13 protein-coding genes are annotated in these 16,246 nt (G+C 74.1%); 6 read left to right on the top strand and 7 right to left on the bottom strand.

The features are described 5' to 3' along the window. Nucleotides 1-61: 61 nt before the first annotated feature. Nucleotides 62-1,699, top strand: a complete 1,638-nt coding sequence (locus tag AC0VX4_RS03330) for an alkaline phosphatase D family protein (protein ID WP_002855189.1) — start codon at nt 62-64, stop codon at nt 1,697-1,699. A 74-nt stretch (nt 1,700-1,773) separates the two neighbouring features. Here AC0VX4_RS03330 and AC0VX4_RS03325 read toward each other — a convergent pair whose 3' ends face one another. The 4 genes from AC0VX4_RS03325 to AC0VX4_RS03310 are packed head-to-tail and all read right to left on the bottom strand — an operon-like array spanning nt 1,774 to nt 5,172. Next, nucleotides 1,774-2,781 (bottom strand): glycine betaine ABC transporter substrate-binding protein, encoded by a 1,008-nt coding sequence (locus tag AC0VX4_RS03325; RefSeq protein ID WP_136940294.1) that lies wholly within the window; start codon nt 2,779-2,781, stop codon nt 1,774-1,776. Then, on the bottom strand, nt 2,778-3,530 hold the full coding sequence (locus AC0VX4_RS03320) for an ABC transporter permease (protein ID WP_002855193.1): 753 nt from the start codon (nt 3,528-3,530) through the stop codon (nt 2,778-2,780). Before AC0VX4_RS03320 ends, AC0VX4_RS03325 begins: the two co-directional genes overlap by 4 nt. After that, a complete protein-coding gene (locus tag AC0VX4_RS03315; RefSeq protein ID WP_002855195.1) occupies nt 3,527-4,534 on the bottom strand; it encodes an ABC transporter ATP-binding protein in 1,008 nt (335 codons plus the stop codon). The genes AC0VX4_RS03320 and AC0VX4_RS03315 overlap by 4 nt, the downstream gene beginning before the upstream one ends. Beyond that, complete coding sequence (locus tag AC0VX4_RS03310; protein WP_475464582.1) at nt 4,531-5,172, bottom strand: ABC transporter permease; 642 nt, start codon at nt 5,170-5,172, stop codon at nt 4,531-4,533. The genes AC0VX4_RS03315 and AC0VX4_RS03310 overlap by 4 nt, the downstream gene beginning before the upstream one ends. A gap of 228 nt (nt 5,173-5,400) precedes the next feature. On the opposite strand from AC0VX4_RS03310, the gene AC0VX4_RS03305 reads away from it, so the two are divergent. After that, complete coding sequence (locus AC0VX4_RS03305; RefSeq protein WP_036334394.1) at nt 5,401-6,702, top strand: dicarboxylate/amino acid:cation symporter; 1,302 nt, start codon at nt 5,401-5,403, stop codon at nt 6,700-6,702. Nucleotides 6,703-6,775: 73 nt separating this feature from the next. Here AC0VX4_RS03305 and AC0VX4_RS03300 read toward each other — a convergent pair whose 3' ends face one another. Next, entirely contained in the window at nt 6,776-8,257 is a 1,482-nt protein-coding gene (locus tag AC0VX4_RS03300; RefSeq protein WP_136940296.1) for a sugar porter family MFS transporter, read from the bottom strand. A 239-nt stretch (nt 8,258-8,496) separates the two neighbouring features. Between AC0VX4_RS03300 and AC0VX4_RS03295 the strand changes: the two genes are divergently transcribed. The 3 genes from AC0VX4_RS03295 (at nt 8,497) to arfB (ending at nt 12,270) form a co-directional block, all read left to right on the top strand. Then, nucleotides 8,497-10,239 carry a bifunctional 3'-5' exonuclease/DNA polymerase gene (locus AC0VX4_RS03295; RefSeq protein WP_136940297.1) on the top strand — a complete coding sequence of 581 codons (1,743 nt, stop codon included), beginning with the start codon at nt 8,497-8,499 and terminating at the stop codon, nt 10,237-10,239. Nucleotides 10,240-10,376: 137 nt separating this feature from the next. After that, nucleotides 10,377-11,822 carry an MFS transporter gene (locus AC0VX4_RS03290; protein WP_136940298.1) on the top strand — a complete coding sequence of 482 codons (1,446 nt, stop codon included), beginning with the start codon at nt 10,377-10,379 and terminating at the stop codon, nt 11,820-11,822. Then, complete coding sequence (gene arfB / locus AC0VX4_RS03285) at nt 11,815-12,270, top strand: alternative ribosome rescue aminoacyl-tRNA hydrolase ArfB (RefSeq protein ID WP_036316421.1); 456 nt, start codon at nt 11,815-11,817, stop codon at nt 12,268-12,270. Before AC0VX4_RS03290 ends, arfB begins: the two co-directional genes overlap by 8 nt. 27 nt (nt 12,271-12,297) lie before the next feature. Here the strand turns inward: arfB and AC0VX4_RS03280 are convergent, their stop codons facing one another. Further along, nucleotides 12,298-13,287, bottom strand: a complete 990-nt coding sequence (locus tag AC0VX4_RS03280; RefSeq protein ID WP_020626298.1) for a cation diffusion facilitator family transporter — start codon at nt 13,285-13,287, stop codon at nt 12,298-12,300. A gap of 143 nt (nt 13,288-13,430) precedes the next feature. On the opposite strand from AC0VX4_RS03280, the gene AC0VX4_RS03275 reads away from it, so the two are divergent. Then, on the top strand, nt 13,431-14,561 hold the full coding sequence (locus tag AC0VX4_RS03275) for a saccharopine dehydrogenase family protein (RefSeq protein WP_044659981.1): 1,131 nt from the start codon (nt 13,431-13,433) through the stop codon (nt 14,559-14,561). A gap of 28 nt (nt 14,562-14,589) precedes the next feature. On the opposite strand, the gene AC0VX4_RS03270 is transcribed toward AC0VX4_RS03275, so the two are convergent. Beyond that, on the bottom strand, nt 14,590-16,242 hold the full coding sequence (locus tag AC0VX4_RS03270) for an ABC1 kinase family protein (RefSeq protein ID WP_136940299.1): 1,653 nt from the start codon (nt 16,240-16,242) through the stop codon (nt 14,590-14,592). Nucleotides 16,243-16,246 lie beyond the last annotated feature (4 nt).

Below are 16,246 nucleotides of genomic sequence, written 5' to 3'. Positions count from 1 at the left end.
GTTCACCCGAGGGTCAGCCCGACGCCACATGTGCCTCGCCTGCGTGCCCCACCCTGGCCCCGTGAAGCAGACCACCGCACCCCTGACCCACCCCACCTCCCGCCGTTCGGTGCTCGCCGCGGCGTCCGCCGCCGTGCTCGCCCCCGCCGCCCTCGCCGGCCCCGCCGCCGCCCGTCCGGCCCGCCACACCCCCGGTGGCCTGGTCGCGTCCCGCCTGACGCTGCCGTCCGGCGTCGCCACCGGCGATGTCACCTCGAACTCGGCCGTGCTGTGGGCGCGCTCGTCCGGCCGTTCGCGTCTGCACGCCACGCTGCGCGCGGTCGACGAGGACGGGAAGGTGCTGCGCGGCCGCTTCGCTCGCGGGCTGACCCTGCGCTCCGGCTGGGTCGACGGGGCCACCGACCACACCGCGAAGATCCTCGCCGACACGCTGCCCTCCGACACCCGCTTCGAGGTGACGTACGCGTTCGAGGACGAGGCCGGCCGCCTGGGCGAGTCGGCCGTGGCCCGCTTCACGACGGCGCCCGGCGCGCGGTTCGGCCGGAAGACCTCCGCCGCCCAGTCCTTCGTGTGGACCGCGGACACCGCGGGGCAGGGCTACGGCATCAACCCGGAGATCGGCGGCATGCGCGGCTACGCGGCGATGCATGCCACGAAGCCCGACTTCTTCCTGCACTCCGGCGACACGATCTACGCGGACAACCCCATCCCGGAGACCCTCGAGGTGGCCGGCGAGCCCACCTGGCGCAACCTCGTCACGGAGGAGACGTCCAAGGTCGCCGAGACGCTGAACGAGTTCCGCGGCCGCCACCGCTACAACATGATGGACGACAACCTCCGCGCCCTGTACGCGGACGTCCCCGTCATCGCCCAGTGGGACGACCACGAGACGACCAACAACTGGTGGCCGGGCGAGGTCCTCGAAGACCCGCGCTACACCCAGGTCCGTGACGTGGACACGCTGGCCGCCCGCGCCCGCCGCGCGTGGCAGGAGTACATGCCGATCGCCGACTCCACGGCCCTGCGCCGCGGCTCGGGCTTCGAGCCGGCCCGCATCTACCGCAGGATCCCCCGCGGCGCGACGCTCGACGTGTTCGCCCTGGACATGCGCACCCACAAGGGCGAGAACACCCCGGGGCTCGAGACCCACGAGACCCCGATCCTGGGCGAGGAGCAGCTGCAGTGGCTCATCCGCGGGCTGCGCGCGTCGACCGCCACGTGGAAGGTCATCGCCAACGACCTGCCGCTGGGCCTGATCGTCCCCGACGGCACGGGGCAGGAGTCCCTGTCCAACGGCGACGACGGCGCCCCGCTGGGCCGCGAGCTGGAGATCGCCCGCCTCCTGAAGGCGATCAAGGACCACGGCGTGAAGAACGTCGTGTTCCTCACCGGCGACGTCCACTACTGCGCGGCGCACCACTACTCCCCCGACCGCGCGGCGTTCACCGACTTCGAGCCGTTCTGGGAGTTCGTGGCCGGCCCCATCAACGCCGGATCGTTCGGCCCGAACACGCTGGACGGCACCTTCGGCCCGCGCCTGGACTTCGAGGCGCACGGGCCGGTCATGGGCTCGCCGCGCTCCGGCGAGCACCAGTACTTCGGCCACGTCGAGATCCCCGAGGACGGCCGCGAGTTCCGGGTGCGTCTGATCAACGCCGTCGGCCGGACGGTGTACTCGCGCACGCTGACGGCGGCCTGATCCGCCGCGCCGCGCGGCGGGTGACGCCCCCCCAACGGGGCCTCCCCCGCGGCGTCGGCGGCGCCTGCGGACCGTCAGTCGGTGATCAGGCCCTCCTCGCGGAGCCAGTCCCACGCGACCTGGGTGGGCTCCTCGCCGTCGACGTCCACCCGGGCGTTCAGGCGCGCGGCCGTCGCGTTGTCCAGGCGTGCGGTCACGGGCGCCAGCAGGTCGGCGATCTCGGGGTGCTGGGCCAGGACCTCCTCGCGCACGATGGGGGCCGCGTTGTACTTCGGGAAGAAGCCCAGCGGGTCCTGCAGGGTCGTCAGGTCCAGTGCGGCGATCCGCCCGTCCGTGGAGTACGCCTCCCCGAAGGTGCACGACCCGTCCGCCACCGCGGCGAACACCGCCCCGATGTCCATCTGGCGCAGCCGGGATCCGGTGGGCCGTTCGATCCCGTAGGCCTCGAGCATGGGCAGGAACCCGTCGTTGCGGGCGGCGAACTCGGCGCTCACGCAGAAGGACTGGTCCTGGGTGGGGAGGTCCTTGATGTCCGCGAGCGTCTCCACGCCGAGCGCCTCCGCCCGGTCCTGGCGCACGGAGAAGGTGTAGGTGTTGTCGAGTTCGGCCGGCGGCAGCCACACCAGGCCCTGCTGCGCGTCCTCGTCCCGGACCGCGGCCCACTGCGCCTGGGCGTCCGGGATCGGATCGGTGTGGCCCAGGTACGTGATCCAGGCCGTCCCCGTGTAGTCCCACTCGACGTCCACGACGCCGGCCACCTGGGCCTGGCGCGCACTGAGCGAACCCGGCATGTTGGTCAGATCCTCGACGTCGGCCCCCGCGGAGCGCAGCAGGATCGCGGTGATCTTGCCGAGCACGACGCCCTCGTTGAAGTTCTTGGACCCCACCGCCACGTGGGCGCCCTCGAGGTCGATCCCGGCGACGTCGCCGGCCGGCGTGCCCGAGGGCAGGTAGCCGCCGGCGGTGCTCAGCCCGCACCCGGACAGGACCAGGGAGGCCGCCAGGCCGAGCGTGGCGAGCGCGGCACGCGCGGGGGTCCGGCCGCGACGGCGGGACGGGAGGGTCGCGCGCGGGGTGGTCATGCGAGCCCCCTCGGGGTGGCCAGCGTCTCGACGAGGCGGCCGATCCACTCGATCATGAGGGCGAGGGCGGCCACGAGGATCGCCCCCGAGACGAGCAGCGGGAAACGGAACAGGACGATCCCGGTCTGGATGAGCAGGCCGAGGCCGCCGGCGTCGATGAACGTCGCGAACGCCCCGGTGCCCACCAGCAGCACCAGGGCGGTCCGCAGACCTGCCATGATCACGGGCAGGGCCAGGGGGAGCTCCACCCGGAGCAGGGTCTGCAGCGGGGACATGCCCATGCCGCGGGCCGCCTCGACGACGGTGGGGTCGACGCCCCGCAGCCCGGCCAGGGTGTTGGCCAGCACGGGCAGGAACGCGTAGAGGGACAGGGCCAGGACGGCGACCCGGAAGCCGAACCCCCACGCCATGGCGAGCAGGACGATCACACCGATCACGGGAGCGGCCTGGCCGGCGTTGGCCAGCCCCATGGCGACGGGGGTGAACCGCCGGGCGGCGGGGCGGCTCAGCAGCACGCCGAGCGGGACGGCCGTCGCCACGACCAGAACGGTGGACACGCCGACGAGGGCCAGGTGCTCGCCGGTGAGGCGCAGGACGGTGGGCCAGGTCAGCAGCCGGGCCTCGACGTCGTCGAGGGCGGCCCCGCGCACCCACACGGTCCACCCGATCAGCAGGGCGGCCACCAGCAGCGGCAGGCCGATCAGGAGCAGGCGGTCCTCGGCGGAGGCCGCACGCAGCCGGGCGATCATGGCCGAGCCTGCTCGTCGCCGGCGCGGGCGTGCGCGCGCAGTGTCGGATAGTCGAGCAGACCGATGACCGTGCCATCACGGACCACGGCGATCTCCTCCGTCGGGGCCGTGACCAGCGCGGCGAGGGCCTCGCTGATCGGGGTGGCCGCGTCGAGCACGGGCCCGCCCGGCGGCGTGCCCGTCGGGTGCTGTGCGATCGGGCGCAGCGGCAGCGAGTCGACCGACCGCAGCCCCAGCCGCTTGAGCCCCGCCCCCGACCCCACGAAGTCGGCCACGAACTCGGTGGCCGGCCGCGCCAGGACCTCTTCGGGGGTGGCGTACTGGGCCACGTGCGCGCCGGGTTCGAGCACCAGGATCCGGTCGCCCAGGAGCACGGCCTCGTCCACGTCGTGGGTGACCATCACGATGGTCTTGCCCACCCTGGCCTGGATGTCGAGCATCTCCTGCTGCAGGCGCTGGCGGGTGAGGGGGTCCACGGCGCCGAAGGGCTCGTCCATGAGCAGCACGGGTGGATCCGCCGCGAGGCCCCGGGCCACGCCGACGCGCTGCTGCTGTCCACCGGACAGCTCGCGCGGGAAACGGTCTCGATAGATCGCCGGGTCCAGGCCGACGAGGTCGAGCAGCTCGTCCACGCGGTCGGCGATGCGTCGGCGGTCCCACTTGAGCAGGCGCGGCACCAGGCCGACGTTCTCGGCGACGGACAGGTGGGGCATCATCCCGCCACCCTGCACGACGTAGCCGATCTGACGGCGCAGCCGGGTGGGGTCGCGGCGTGTGATGTCCTCCCCACCGATCAGGATCCGCCCGGAGGTGGGCTCGATGAGGCGGTTGATCATCTTCAGCGAGGTGGTCTTGCCGCAGCCGGACGGGCCGACGAACACCACGGTCTCCCCCGCGGGGATGATGAGATCCAGGGCGTCCACGGCGGGACGGTCCTGCCCCGGATAGAGCTTCGTCAGGGACTCGAGACGGATCTCGGCCCCGGCGTCACGGTCGGTGCTCATGCGCGCAGTCCCTTCGAGACGGTGAGCCGGCCGAGCAGCACGAGCAGCCCGTCCAGGACGAGGGCGACGACGACGATGCCGAGGGTGCCCACGAGGGCGTAGTTCAACGCGTTGGCGCCGCCCAGGGAGACCAGCCCCGTGAAGATGTACGAGCCCAGTCCGGGCCCCAGAACGTAGGCCGCGACCGCGGCCACGCCCATGCCGAGCTGACCCGCGACCCGGATGCCGGTGAGGATCACGGGCCAGGCCAGCGGGAGACGCACCCGGGTGAACAGCGCCACCGGCCCCATGCCCATCCCCCGGGCGGCCTCCAGCACCTCCGGGTCCACGCCGCGCAGACCCACGAGCGCGTTGCGGAGGATGGGCAGCAGGGCATAGAAGACCACCACCACGACGGCGGGGACGGTCCCGATGCCCACCAGGGGGATCAGGACGCCGATGAGCGCGAAGGAGGGCAGGGTCAGCCCGACGGCCGTGAAGGCGTTCGCGATCGGGGTCAGGGCCTTGATCCGCGTGGCGATCACGGCCAGCGCGATGGCGAGCACGGTGGCGATGGCCAGCGCCTGCAGCACGAGCCACCCGTGCTGCCACGCCCGGAAGAGGATGTCCGGCCAGCGTGAGGCGAGGAACTCGCTCATGCGGCCTCCACGCCGGCAGCGCGCCCCTGGGCGGCCCGGGCGTCTGCGGGGCGGGGCAGGACCGTCATCGTCGTCTCCTTCGGTCCGGGTGGGGCGGGCGTGCTCTTGCACGTTACCCGAGAGGGTGGCGCTCCCTGTGTTCTGCATCACGACGGGGGTCACCGGCACCGCCACGGATGGCCTGCCGACCGGGCGACGGGCAGGACGGCCTGCGCTAGCGTGTCGGCCATGTCTCGCTCCCACTCCGACGCCCTCGACGCGTCCGGCCCCGACTCCGGGGGCGCCGTCGCCGCGCCCCGCCGCCGCTTCGGCCTGCTGCCCCGCATCCTCGTCGCGATCGTGGCCGGCGTCCTCGTCGGCCTGGTAGCGCCGACCTGGCTCGTGCAGGCCTTCGCCACCTTCAACGGGCTGTTCTCGAACTTCCTGGGCTTCATCGTCCCGGTGCTGATCCTGGCGCTCGTCGCCCCCGCGATCGGCGACATCGGCCGGGGCGCGGGGAAGCTGCTGGCCCTGACCGGCGGCATCGCCTACGGCTCCACCCTGTTCGGCGGCTTCGGCGCCCTGCTGGTCTGCCTGCTCGTCTTCCCGCTGATCCTCACGCCCGGGTCCTTCGAGGCGATGGCCAACCCCGAGGACGCGCTGCTCGGCCCGCTGTTCGAGGTGCAGATGGACCCGCCCTTCGGCGTGATGACGGCCCTGCTGCTCGCGTTCGTGCTCGGCATCGGCCTGACGACGCTGCCGCGCGGTGCCCTGCACGAAGGCTTCGACCAGCTGCGATCGATCATCGAGCGGGTCGTCATGGGCCTGATCGTGCCGCTGCTGCCCGTCTACATCTTCGGCGTGTTCCTGAACATGACCGCCGCCGGCGAGGTCTTCAAGGTCATCACCACGTTCCTCGGCGTGATCCTGCTGGTCTTCGGCCTCACCGTGGTGCTGCTGCTCGTCCAGTACGTCGTCGCCGGCGCGATCGCGGGCCGCAACCCGTTCACGGCCCTGAAGACGATGCTGCCGGCCTACGCGACGGCCCTGGGCACCTCGTCCTCGGCGGCGACCATCCCGGTGACCCTGCGCCAGACCCTGCTGCTCGGCGTGCGCCGGCCGATCGCCTCGTTCGTCGTGCCGCTGTGCGCGACGATCCACCTGGCCGGCTCCACGGTGAAGATCGTCTCGTTCTCCATCGCCGTGCTGTTCCTCTCGGGCCAGTCGATCGACATCCCGGTGTTCGTGGGCTTCATCTTCATGCTGGGCGTCACCATGGTCGCGGCGCCCGGCGTGCCCGGCGGCGCGATCGTGGCGGCCTCGGGCCTGCTGTCCTCGATGCTCGGCTTCACCGAGCCGCAGGTCGCGCTCATGGTCGCCACGTACATCGCCATCGACTCCTTCGGCACCGCCACCAACGTGACCGGCGACGCCGCCATCGCGATGATCGTCGACAAGATCGCCGGAGACCGTCTCATCGAGGACTCCGCGGACGAGGGCCTGGAACGCCGCGACGACGAGGAGGCCGCCACCGGCGCCGACGCCGGCTGACCCGCCCCGCACACACCACGGCCCCCTCCCTGTCTGCAGCTCCGGGAGGGGGCCGTCGTCGGGACGGGCGGTGTCAGCCGCGCAGGCCCCGCTCCGCCTCGGCGCGCACCGCGCGCCGCTGCCCCGGGGAGCGCACGACGACGTCGCTCATCTCCTCGAGCGTCTTGCCCTTGGTCTCGGGGACGAAGGCCGCCACGAAGGCCAGGGACAGCGCCGCCATGACCGCGTACAGACCGTAGGCGAGGGTCAGGCCGATGTCCGCCAACCACGGGAACGTGGTGGAGACGGTGAAGTTCGCCGCCCACTGCGCGGCGGCGGCCACGGCGAGCGCGCCGGCGCGGATGCGGTTCGGGAACATCTCGCCCAGCAGCACCCAGACCAGCGGACCCCAGGTGGCGCCGAAGAACACCACGAAGGCGTTCGCGGCCACCAGCGCCACCGTGGACCACGGCTGAGGCAGAGACACGGACTCGGCGCCGCCGGTCTGCGCGAAGGAGAAGGCCAGTGCCATCAGGCCGAGGCTGACCGTCATGCCCGCGGAGCCGGCGATCAGCATGGGGCGACGGCCGACGCGGTCCACCAGGGCGATCGCGATGAAGGTGACGGCGATGTTCGTGACCGAGGTGATCACGGTGACCGTGAGGGCGTCCGACTCCCCGAAGCCCACCGAACGCCACAGGGTGGTGGAGTAGTAGAAGATCACGTTGATGCCCACGGCCTGCTGGAAGACGGAGAGCAGGATGCCGATCCACACGATCGGCTGCAGGCCCGCCGACGGTCCGCGCAGGTCCGCCAGCGACTCGCGGCGCTCCGAGTCCAGCGAGCGCCGGATGTCCTCGATCATCAGGTTCACCCGGTCCACGCCGGTGAACTCGTGCAGGACCTCGGCCGCCTCGTCCGTACGACCGCGGGCGACCAGGTAGCGCGGGGACTCCGGCAGCTTCAGGGCGAACAGGCCGTACAGCACCGCCGGGACGGCCTCGGCCAGGAACATCCAGCGCCAGGCGTCGACGCCGAGCCAGAACGGCTGCGCCGCTCCCCCGGCCATCGTCGCGAAGAGCGCGTCCGTGAGCAGCGCGGCGAAGATGCCGAGGACGATCGCCAGCTGCTGGAGCGAGCCGAGGCGACCGCGCACATGGGCCGGGCTGACCTCCGCGATGTACGCCGGAGCGATCACGGACGCGGCGCCCACGCCCAGGCCGCCGACCATGCGCCAGACGATCAGGTCGACCACGCCGAACGCCAGGCCCGAGCCGATGGCGGAGACCAGGAACAGGATCGCGGCGATCACCATCACGGGCACGCGGCCGCGGCGGTTGGCGATCGGCCCGGCGAACCAGGCGCCGAGTGCGCAGCCGATCAGCGCCGAGGAGACGGCGAAGCCCGTGAGACCGGCGCCGAGGCCGAACTCCCCGGCGAGGGCGTCCACGGCACCGTTGATGACCGAGGTGTCGAAGCCGAACAGGAAGCCGCCGAGCGCGGCGGCGACCGAGATGCCGACCACCTTGGCGTTGAGGCGAGACGTCGCGGCGCCGCCGGACCGGGTCGCTGTCATGGTGGGTCCTCTCTGGGTGGCGCCCGACGGCCCGCTGCGCGCCGGTGCGTCCGCACAGTGTGTTCTCCGCTCAGCGAGCGTGCAAGTCGCACAGCCCTTCTCCCCGCCCCCCGAGGAGGCGGCGGGACATCAGGGGGAACCGTGCCCGCTGCGCCCGCCGTGGTCGCCGCCGTGCCGGGAGGTCTGCCGCACAGGGCTGCGGCAGACGGCGCCTCGGGTCACGGGGCAGAATGAGGGCCATGTTCGTCGTCCTGGGCCCCGCCCCCGCCTCCGTCGGCAGCCCCGGCGCCTGGTGGGCCCTGGACGGGGAAGGCGACGGCGCCTCTCCCCTGGGATCCTGCGCCGCCGGGTCCGTGGCCGGGCTCGTGGCCGGTCTGCCCGCCCGCCTGGGCGTGGACCCGAGCACGGTCCGCTGGGTGCTCGCCGACGTCGGGACGGAGTACGCCGCCTGGCTGGTGGCGGGGGTGCGGGTGGATCGGTGCTGGGACCTGGCCCTCGTCCAGCGGATCCTGCGGCACGCGGCAACGGCGCCGGGCAGCGGGGTGCGTTACACGCCCGTGGCGCAGCTCGAGGTCGCCGACCCGACGGAACCCGAGCGCCCGGCGCGGGTGCCCGCCGGTCAGGAGTCCTTCTTCGACCTGCCGGACGAGGCCGGCCCCGCTCCGGACGTCACCGTGCTCGCGGCGGAGCTGGCCGCGCAGCGGGCGGCCGTCGAGGGCTCGGCCCACCCCCACCGGCTGCGGCTGCTCGCGGCGGCGGAGTCGCAGGGCGCACTCGTGGCCGCGGAGATCCGGGCGGCGGGTCTGCCGTGGGACCGGGGCGTGCACGAGGCGCTCCTCGCCGAGCAGCTCGGCCCCCGGCCTGCACCGGGCGAGCGTCCCGCCCGCCTGCAGGCCCTGGCCGAACGCATCGCCGACGTCCTGGGCTCCCCCGGGCTGAGCCCCGACTCGCAGCCGAGCCTGCTGCGGGCGCTGCAGACGGCGGGCGTGGCCGTGGAGTCCACGCGGCAGTGGGACCTGAAGCACTGGATCGACGCCGGCGGCGCGGAGCGCGAGGCGCGGGCCGCGCTGCTCGCGCCGCTGCTGGAGTACAAGGCCCTGGCCCGGCTGTGGACGGCCAACGGCTGGCACTGGCTGGACCAGTGGATCGGCGACGACGGCCGGTTCCACGCCGCCTACCTGGTCGGCGGCGTGGTGACCGGGCGGTGGGCCGCCCACGGCGGCGGGGCCATGCAGGTCCCGGCCGGGGTGCGCGACGCCGTCCGCGCAGACCCCGGGTGGACGCTGACCGTCGCCGACGCCTCCCAGGTGGAGCCGCGCATCCTCGCCGCGATGGCCGCCGACGAGGCGCTGGCCCGTGCCGGGACCACGCCCGACCTGTACCGGGAGGTGGCGGAGCAGGGCCGGGCGGCCGGCACCGCGCTGGCCGACCGCGGGCGCGCGAAGATCGCCCTGCTGGGTGCGATGTACGGCTCGACGACGGGCGACTCCGCGGCCCTCATGCCACACCTGCGCCGGCTCTACCCCCGAGCGATCGGCCTGCTCGAGCGGGCGGCCTCCGTCGGCGAGGGCGGCGGCCAGGTGTCCACGTGGCTGGGCCGCTGGTCCCCCGCGCCGGGGCGGAAGTGGCAGGAGTCCGTGTCCGACGTCGGCACCCAGGCCGCCGAGTCCGCGGCCCGGCGACGGCGGCGCTCCCAGGGCCGCTTCACCCGGAACTTCGTGGTGCAGGGCACCGCAGCCGAGTGGGCGCTGTGCTGGATGGGCGAGATCCGCCGTCGACTGCGCTCGGCCGGCATGCGCACGGAACTCGTGTTCTTCGTCCACGACGAGGTCGTCCTGCACGGCCCGGCCACGGAGGCCGAGGCCGTGCGGACGGTCGTGGCGGAGTCCGCGAGCGCCGCCGGCCGCCTGCTGTTCGGTCCCGCCCCCGTGGACTTCCCGCTCACCGTCTCCAGCGTGGGGTCGTACGCGGACGCGAAGTGAGCGACGGGGCGGCAGGGCGACGGTCGCGGTCATGGCCTCCGTGCGCCGCACCGGGCCGAGGACCCTCGGACCTGGCACGATGCGTGACGAGGGCCGATCCTGGAGAGCGCCCGAGACACCCTTGTGAAGGAGACCGCATGCCCGTCGCCCCGCGTCCGTCCGACGGCGCCGCGTCCTCGGTCTTCACCCCGCACCAGCAGCGCATCCTCGCGGTGCTCCTCATCCCGATCTTCATGTCCCTGCTGGCCGTGTCCAGCATCAACGTGGCCCTGCCCGCCCTGCAGCGGGGCCTGGACGCCAGCGACGCGGAGCTGCAGTGGGCCATCTCCGGCTACACCCTCGTGTTCGGCATGGTGCTCGTGCCGGCGGGCCGGGCGGGTGACCTCTTCGGCCGCCGCCGGCTGTTCCTGGTGGGCCTCGGCGTGTTCGCGCTCGGTGCGCTCCTGTCCGGCCTGGCGCCCACGGGCGTCCTGCTCGTGCTCGCGCGCTTGGTCATGGGCGTGGGCGCGGGCCTGCTCAACCCGCAGGTCACCGGCTTCATCCAGGGCGAGTTCTCCGGCGCCTCCCGCGCCCGGGCGTTCGGGGCGCTCGGCGCCGTCGTCGGGGTGTCCGTGGCGGTGGGGCCGCTGCTCAGCGGCGGGCTCATCGCGTGGCTCGGCGGCGACCTCGGCTGGCGCGCGACCTTTCTGGTGAACGTGCCCATCGCCCTCGGCGCCCTGATCGTGGCCCGCCAGTGGCTGCCGCGCACCGTCCCCGAGCGGGCGCGGCGTCCGGACCTGGACCCGGTCGGCGTCGTCCTGCTGGCCGGCGCCCTCGTGGCCGTCATGCTCCCGTTCCTGGACCGGGGGCTCGGGCCGTGGCGGTTCGTGCTCGTGCCCGTCGGCATCGGCCTGGCCGCCCTCTGGACGCGGTGGGAGGCCCGCTACGCACGACGGGGCCGCGCCCCGATGGTGGACCTGCGCCTGTTCCAGACCCGCAGCTTCGCGTGCGGCGCCCTGCTGATCGCCATCTACTTCACCGGCTCGACCAGCATGTTCGTGGTGATCGCCATGTTCATGCAGAACGGGCTGGGCTACCCGGCGCTGCACGCCGCACTCATCGGCCTTCCCTCGGCGGTCATGTCGAGCGTGATGTCCACCGTGGCCGGTCGCGTGGTGCTGCGCACGGGCCGGAAGATCGTCGTCCTCGGCATCGCGCTGGCGCTGCTCGCCGTCGTGGGCTCCATCGGGGTGGCGTGGGCCAACCGGGAGTTCGGCCTGAGCCCGTGGTGGCTGCTGCTCACCCTGGGCATCCTGGGCGCCGGGCAGGGGATGGTGGTCTCCCCCAACCAGACCCTCAGCCTGGCCGAGGTCCCACCGCGGCACTCCGGCACGGCCGGCGGCGTCCTGCAGACCGGCCAGCGCGTCGGCACGGCCGTCGGCACCGCCGTGATCGTGGGGGTGTTCCTGGGCGTCGCCTCCGGTGCCGACTGGGACGGGGCGTTCATGGCCGCCTTCGCGCTGGTGGCCGGGTGCATGGCCCTCGCGCTCCTCGTCGCACTCGCGGACCTGCGCGGACCACGGACGGCGGCCCCCCGTGGCTGAGCCCCGCCCCGGCGACGTGCGCGTCACCCCCGGCCCCGGCGCACCCCGCGGGCTGATCATCCCCGCGGGCGAACTCGTCGAACGCTTCTCCCACGCCTCCGGCCCGGGCGGTCAGGGCGTGAACACGGCGGACTCGCGGGTCCAGCTCAGCCTGGACCTGGCGGCCACCTCCGCCCTCGACGACGTCCAGCGCGCCCGCGTCCTCGCGCGGCTGGCGCCCCGGCTGGCCGGGACGGTCCTCACCGTCAGCGTGGCGGAGCACCGGGCCCAGTGGCGCAACCGGGTGGCCGCCCGCGAGCGGCTCGCGGCGCTGCTGCGCGAGGCCCTGGCCCCGCCGACGCCGCGGCGGGCCACGACGCCGACGCGCGGCTCCCGGCGGCGCCGCCTGGAGGCCAAACGCCGTCGCTCCGAGGTGAAGCGCACGCGCCGCCGCCCCGGCCTCGACTGAGGCCGCTCGCCCGCCGGCCGCGCGGGCTCAGACGCGGGTGTTCTGCGATTCCGGGGCCAGGGGCGCGTGGGCGGGGTTGGACAGGGAGAGCACGACGGCGGCCACGCGCGGGTGTTCGAGGAGGGCGTCCTCCACGCGCTGGAGCAGGACCGCGGCCTCGCTCTCCCGCTCGTCCCCGGCCAGGTCCACGGCCCCGACGACGAAGAGCTTCTCCGGGCCGACGTACTCGAGGTGCAGGTAGCTCACGGAGAGCACCTCGGGCCGCTCCAGCAGCCAGCGCAGCACCCGGGTCCGGATCACCGGGTCGGCGACCTCGCCGACGAGGAACGCCATGTTCCGCGAGAGCAGGAAGATCGCGACGACCCCGAGCAGCACGCCCACGAGGATCGAGCCGGCGGCGTCCCACCGGGGGTCCCCGGTGAGCTGGTGCAGGGCGAGGGCGGCGGCCGCGATGGCCAGGCCGATCAGGGCCGAGGCGTCCTCCACCCACACGGCGCGCAGGGTGGGGTCCGAGGTCTGGCGCAGGAACGTGGCATCGCTGATGTGCCGCCGCTCCGCGTCGCGGCGGACGCGCCGGTGCGCGTTCAGGAACGAGATGCCCTCGAGCACGAACGCGACGGCGAGCACGATGTACGCGATCGTGTACTCCGCCTCCTCCTCGGGGGCGGACCAGGCCGTGATCCCGTGCCAGACCGAGACCGCCGAGCCCACCGCGAACAGGCCGAAGGCCGCGACCATCGACCACACGTAGGCCGCGCGCCCGTAGCCCAGCGGGTGCCGCGCGTCGGGGGCTCGGCCGGCCCGACGCTCCGCCAGCAGCAGGAAGACCTCATTGCCGGCGTCGGCCCAGGAGTGCGCGGCCTCCGCCACCATCGCGGCTGAGCCGGTGACCGCGCCCACGATCGACTTGACGACGGCGATCACCGTGTTCACGCCGAGGGCGATCAGGACGGTCAGCAGGCTCTCGCCGCCGGACTCGGCGGCGGGCGGGGCGACGGCGGGCGGGGTGCGGGTCATCCTCCGAGTCTGCCCCTGCAGGCGCATGCCGGACCAGGCTCGCCGTGTCCGGGTCCGCCGGTCCAGGAGCGCGAGACGGGGTCCACGCGGATCGGCGTCGCCGAGCCCGTGAGGTCTCCGCATGCGCGGCCTAGCGTGGGGCCATGACGGATTCTCCCCTGCACCTCGACCACCCCGACGCCCCCCGCATCATCGTGCTCGGCGCGACGGGCTACGCCGGATCCCTCGTCGTGGACGCCCTCGTGGCCCAGGGCGCACGGCCCGTGCTGGCGGGCCGGAACCGGGACTCGCTCCAGCACGCGGCGAGGCGGCACGACGGGCTGAAGGTCGCCGTCGCCGACGCCGGTGACCCCGCCTCGCTGAGGGCCCTGGTCACGGAGGGCGATGTGCTGGTCTCCACGGTCGGCCCCTTCGAACGCTACGGCCGACCGGTCGCCCGCGCCGCCGCGGAGCGGGGCGCGCACTACGTGGACTCCACCGGTGAGGTCGGCTTCGTGAAGGACCTCAAGGCGGACCTGGACGCCACCGCCCGACGCACGGGCGCCACCCTGCTGCCCGCCCTCGGCTTCGACTACGCGCCGGGCATGCTCGCGGGCGGGCTCGCGCTGGCGGAGGCCGGTGGACGCGCACGGTCCCTGCAGATCGGCTACTTCGCCGACGGCGAGCTGGACCCGCGCGTCGACCTCAGCCACGGGACGCGCCAGACGATGGTGGGCGCCCTCACCGAGCGGACGATCACGTGGCGCGGCGGGCGGCTGGCGACCACGGGCCCGGCCAGCCGGTCGGCCGTCTTCCGGGTCGACGGGCAGGACCGCCGCGGCGTGCTGTTCGGCGGCACGGAGTCCCTGTTCCTGCCGCGGATGCAGCCCGGCCTGGACGAGGTCGAGGTCTTCAACGGCTGGTTCCCGGCGCGGCCCACGCAGATCGGCGCCGCCGCCCTCGGCGCGGTGGGGTGGCTCCCCGGCGTCGCCCGCGGCGTGCAGGCCCTGCTGCGGCCCCTGGCCGGCGACCCGGGTGGCCCCGACGCCGCAGACCGGGCCCGCACGGGCTCCCGGGTCGGGGCGATCGCGCGCGACGCGGCCGGCCGCATCGTGGCGGACGTGCACCTGCGCGGCCCCAACGCCTACACGTTGACCGGGGACCTCATGGCCTGGGGCGCCCGGCAGCTCGCCGCAGGCCGGGCCCGCGAGGCCGGCGTCGTCAGCCCGATCCAGGCGTTCGGCCTCGACGACTTCGAGACGGCCTGCACCGCGGCCGGTCTGGTGCGGGCATGATCCCGACGACTGACCCCGCCCACGGCCCTCAGCGGGGGCGACGCCGGGGGCGGCTGATCCAGGCCAGATAGGCGCTGCCGCCGGTCAGGGCGGCGCCGCCGGCGGCCACCACCGGCCCGGCGAAGCGGCCGAGCCGGTCCTTGTACGCCACGAGCACGTTCGTGCCGCCGGTGATCATCGCGGCCACCACCATGGCGGCCACCACCCGGTCGCCCGTCCGCTCGAGGCGCGTCACGAGCGGCTCGAGCTCGCTCGCGCGGACGGTGACGTCGATCCCGCCGTCGTCGATGCGTTCCATCACCTTGCGGGCGTACTCCGGCAGGTCGATGCCGAGCTCGGCCGCCGCGATCGTGGCCCGGCCGATCCGGCCCGCCACCCGCCGGGGGTCGAGGTGCTCCCCCACGAGGCGCAGGGCGAAGGGGTCGAGCACGCGGGTGTAGTCGAAGCCGGGGTGCAGACGGCGGCCGATGCCGTCCACGATGATCAGCATCCGCAGCAGCTGCACGAGCTCGGGCGGCAGGGACAGCCGGTGACGCCGCACGAGGGCGAAGATCTCCGAGACCAGCTGCGCCACGCGGATGTCCTCGAGCTCGCGCCCCTCGAGGCGGCCGATGATCCGGGCCACCTCCAGCCGGAGCCGACGGCGGTCCACCGGGCCGCGCGGCGGGGCGATGTCCAGCAGGGCCCGCACCAGCCCGTCGGTGTCCTGCCGGGCCAGCGCCATGGCCAGGCCCGCGAACCGGCGCCGGAGGGACGGGGAGATGCGCCCGACGGAGCCGAAGTCGATGAACCCGACGGTCCCGTCCGGCTCGATGAACAGGTTGCCCGCGTGCGGGTCCGCGTGGAACACGCCGTGCTCGAACACCATGGCCAGCAGCACGTCGGCGGCCCGGTACGCCAGCTCCTCCCGGTCGATGCCGGCGGCGTCGAGTCCGGCCAGATCGTCCACGCGTAGCCCGGAGAGCTCCTGCATGGTCAGCACGCGCGAGGTGGTCAGGTCCCACTCGATCCACGGGAACCGCACGCCCGGGGTGTCCCGGAAGCCGGCGGCGATCTCCTCGCAGGCCCGCGCCTCCACCACGTAGTCGAGCTCGGCGCGCAGGGAGCGGTCGAACTCGTCCACCATGGTCGGCACGTCCAGGTCGGCGAAGGTCCGTGAGGCCCGCGACCACGTGGCCGCCAGCGTCCGCAGGATCTCCAGGTCCGCCTGGACCTGCTCCACCACACCGGGCTTGCGGACCTTCACGACGACGGCGCGCCCGTCGTGCAGGCGCGCGCGGTGGGCCTGACCGATGGAGGCGGTGGCCAGGGGCGCCCGGTCGAACCAGGCGAACAGGGTGTCGACGTCGGCGCCGAGGTCCTCCTCGACCGTCCGGGCGACGGCCTCGAAGGGCACCGCCGTCGTGCTGTCCGTGAGGCGGGCGAACGCCGCGCAGTAGGCCTCGGGGAACAGGTCCGGGCGCGCCGAGATCAGCTGCCCGAGCTTCACGAAGGTGACGCCCAGCTCCTCGAACGTGCGCACGAACAGCTCGGGGCGGGCCTCGGCGTCGATGCCCAGGTGCGGCTCCCCCTCCTCGAGGGGCAGCCACCGGGAGAGCCCGGCCTGCACGGCCGTGGCCCTGAGGCCGTTGCGGGCCATGACGTGGGCGATCTCGCGGTAGCGCTGCAGGTGGAGGGCCATGACG

This window comes from Micrococcus sp. 63XJN7_8_ISO-PGPR-S23-253 (genome assembly GCF_056173425.1).
Note: the sequence above shows the minus strand (reverse complement) of the source record. Positions and strands in the feature narration are given on the sequence as shown.

Excerpts from the sequence above, each read along its gene's own strand:
- AC0VX4_RS03290 (WP_136940298.1), top strand. The coding sequence starts at position 10,377 with ATGCCCGTCGCCCCGCGTCCGTCCGACGGCGCCGCGTCCTCGGTCTTC.
- AC0VX4_RS03305 (WP_036334394.1), top strand. The coding sequence starts at position 5,401 with ATGTCTCGCTCCCACTCCGACGCCCTCGACGCGTCCGGCCCCGACTCC.
- AC0VX4_RS03295 (WP_136940297.1), top strand. The coding sequence starts at position 8,497 with ATGTTCGTCGTCCTGGGCCCCGCCCCCGCCTCCGTCGGCAGCCCCGGC.
- AC0VX4_RS03320 (WP_002855193.1), bottom strand. The coding sequence starts at position 3,530 with ATGATCGCCCGGCTGCGTGCGGCCTCCGCCGAGGACCGCCTGCTCCTG.
- AC0VX4_RS03280 (WP_020626298.1), bottom strand. The coding sequence starts at position 13,287 with ATGACCCGCACCCCGCCCGCCGTCGCCCCGCCCGCCGCCGAGTCCGGC.
- AC0VX4_RS03270 (WP_136940299.1), bottom strand. The coding sequence starts at position 16,242 with ATGGCCCTCCACCTGCAGCGCTACCGCGAGATCGCCCACGTCATGGCC.
- AC0VX4_RS03325 (WP_136940294.1), bottom strand. The coding sequence starts at position 2,781 with ATGACCACCCCGCGCGCGACCCTCCCGTCCCGCCGTCGCGGCCGGACC.
- AC0VX4_RS03315 (WP_002855195.1), bottom strand. The coding sequence starts at position 4,534 with ATGAGCACCGACCGTGACGCCGGGGCCGAGATCCGTCTCGAGTCCCTG.
- AC0VX4_RS03300 (WP_136940296.1), bottom strand. The coding sequence starts at position 8,257 with ATGACAGCGACCCGGTCCGGCGGCGCCGCGACGTCTCGCCTCAACGCC.
- AC0VX4_RS03275 (WP_044659981.1), top strand. The coding sequence starts at position 13,431 with ATGACGGATTCTCCCCTGCACCTCGACCACCCCGACGCCCCCCGCATC.
- AC0VX4_RS03310 (WP_475464582.1), bottom strand. The coding sequence starts at position 5,172 with ATGAGCGAGTTCCTCGCCTCACGCTGGCCGGACATCCTCTTCCGGGCG.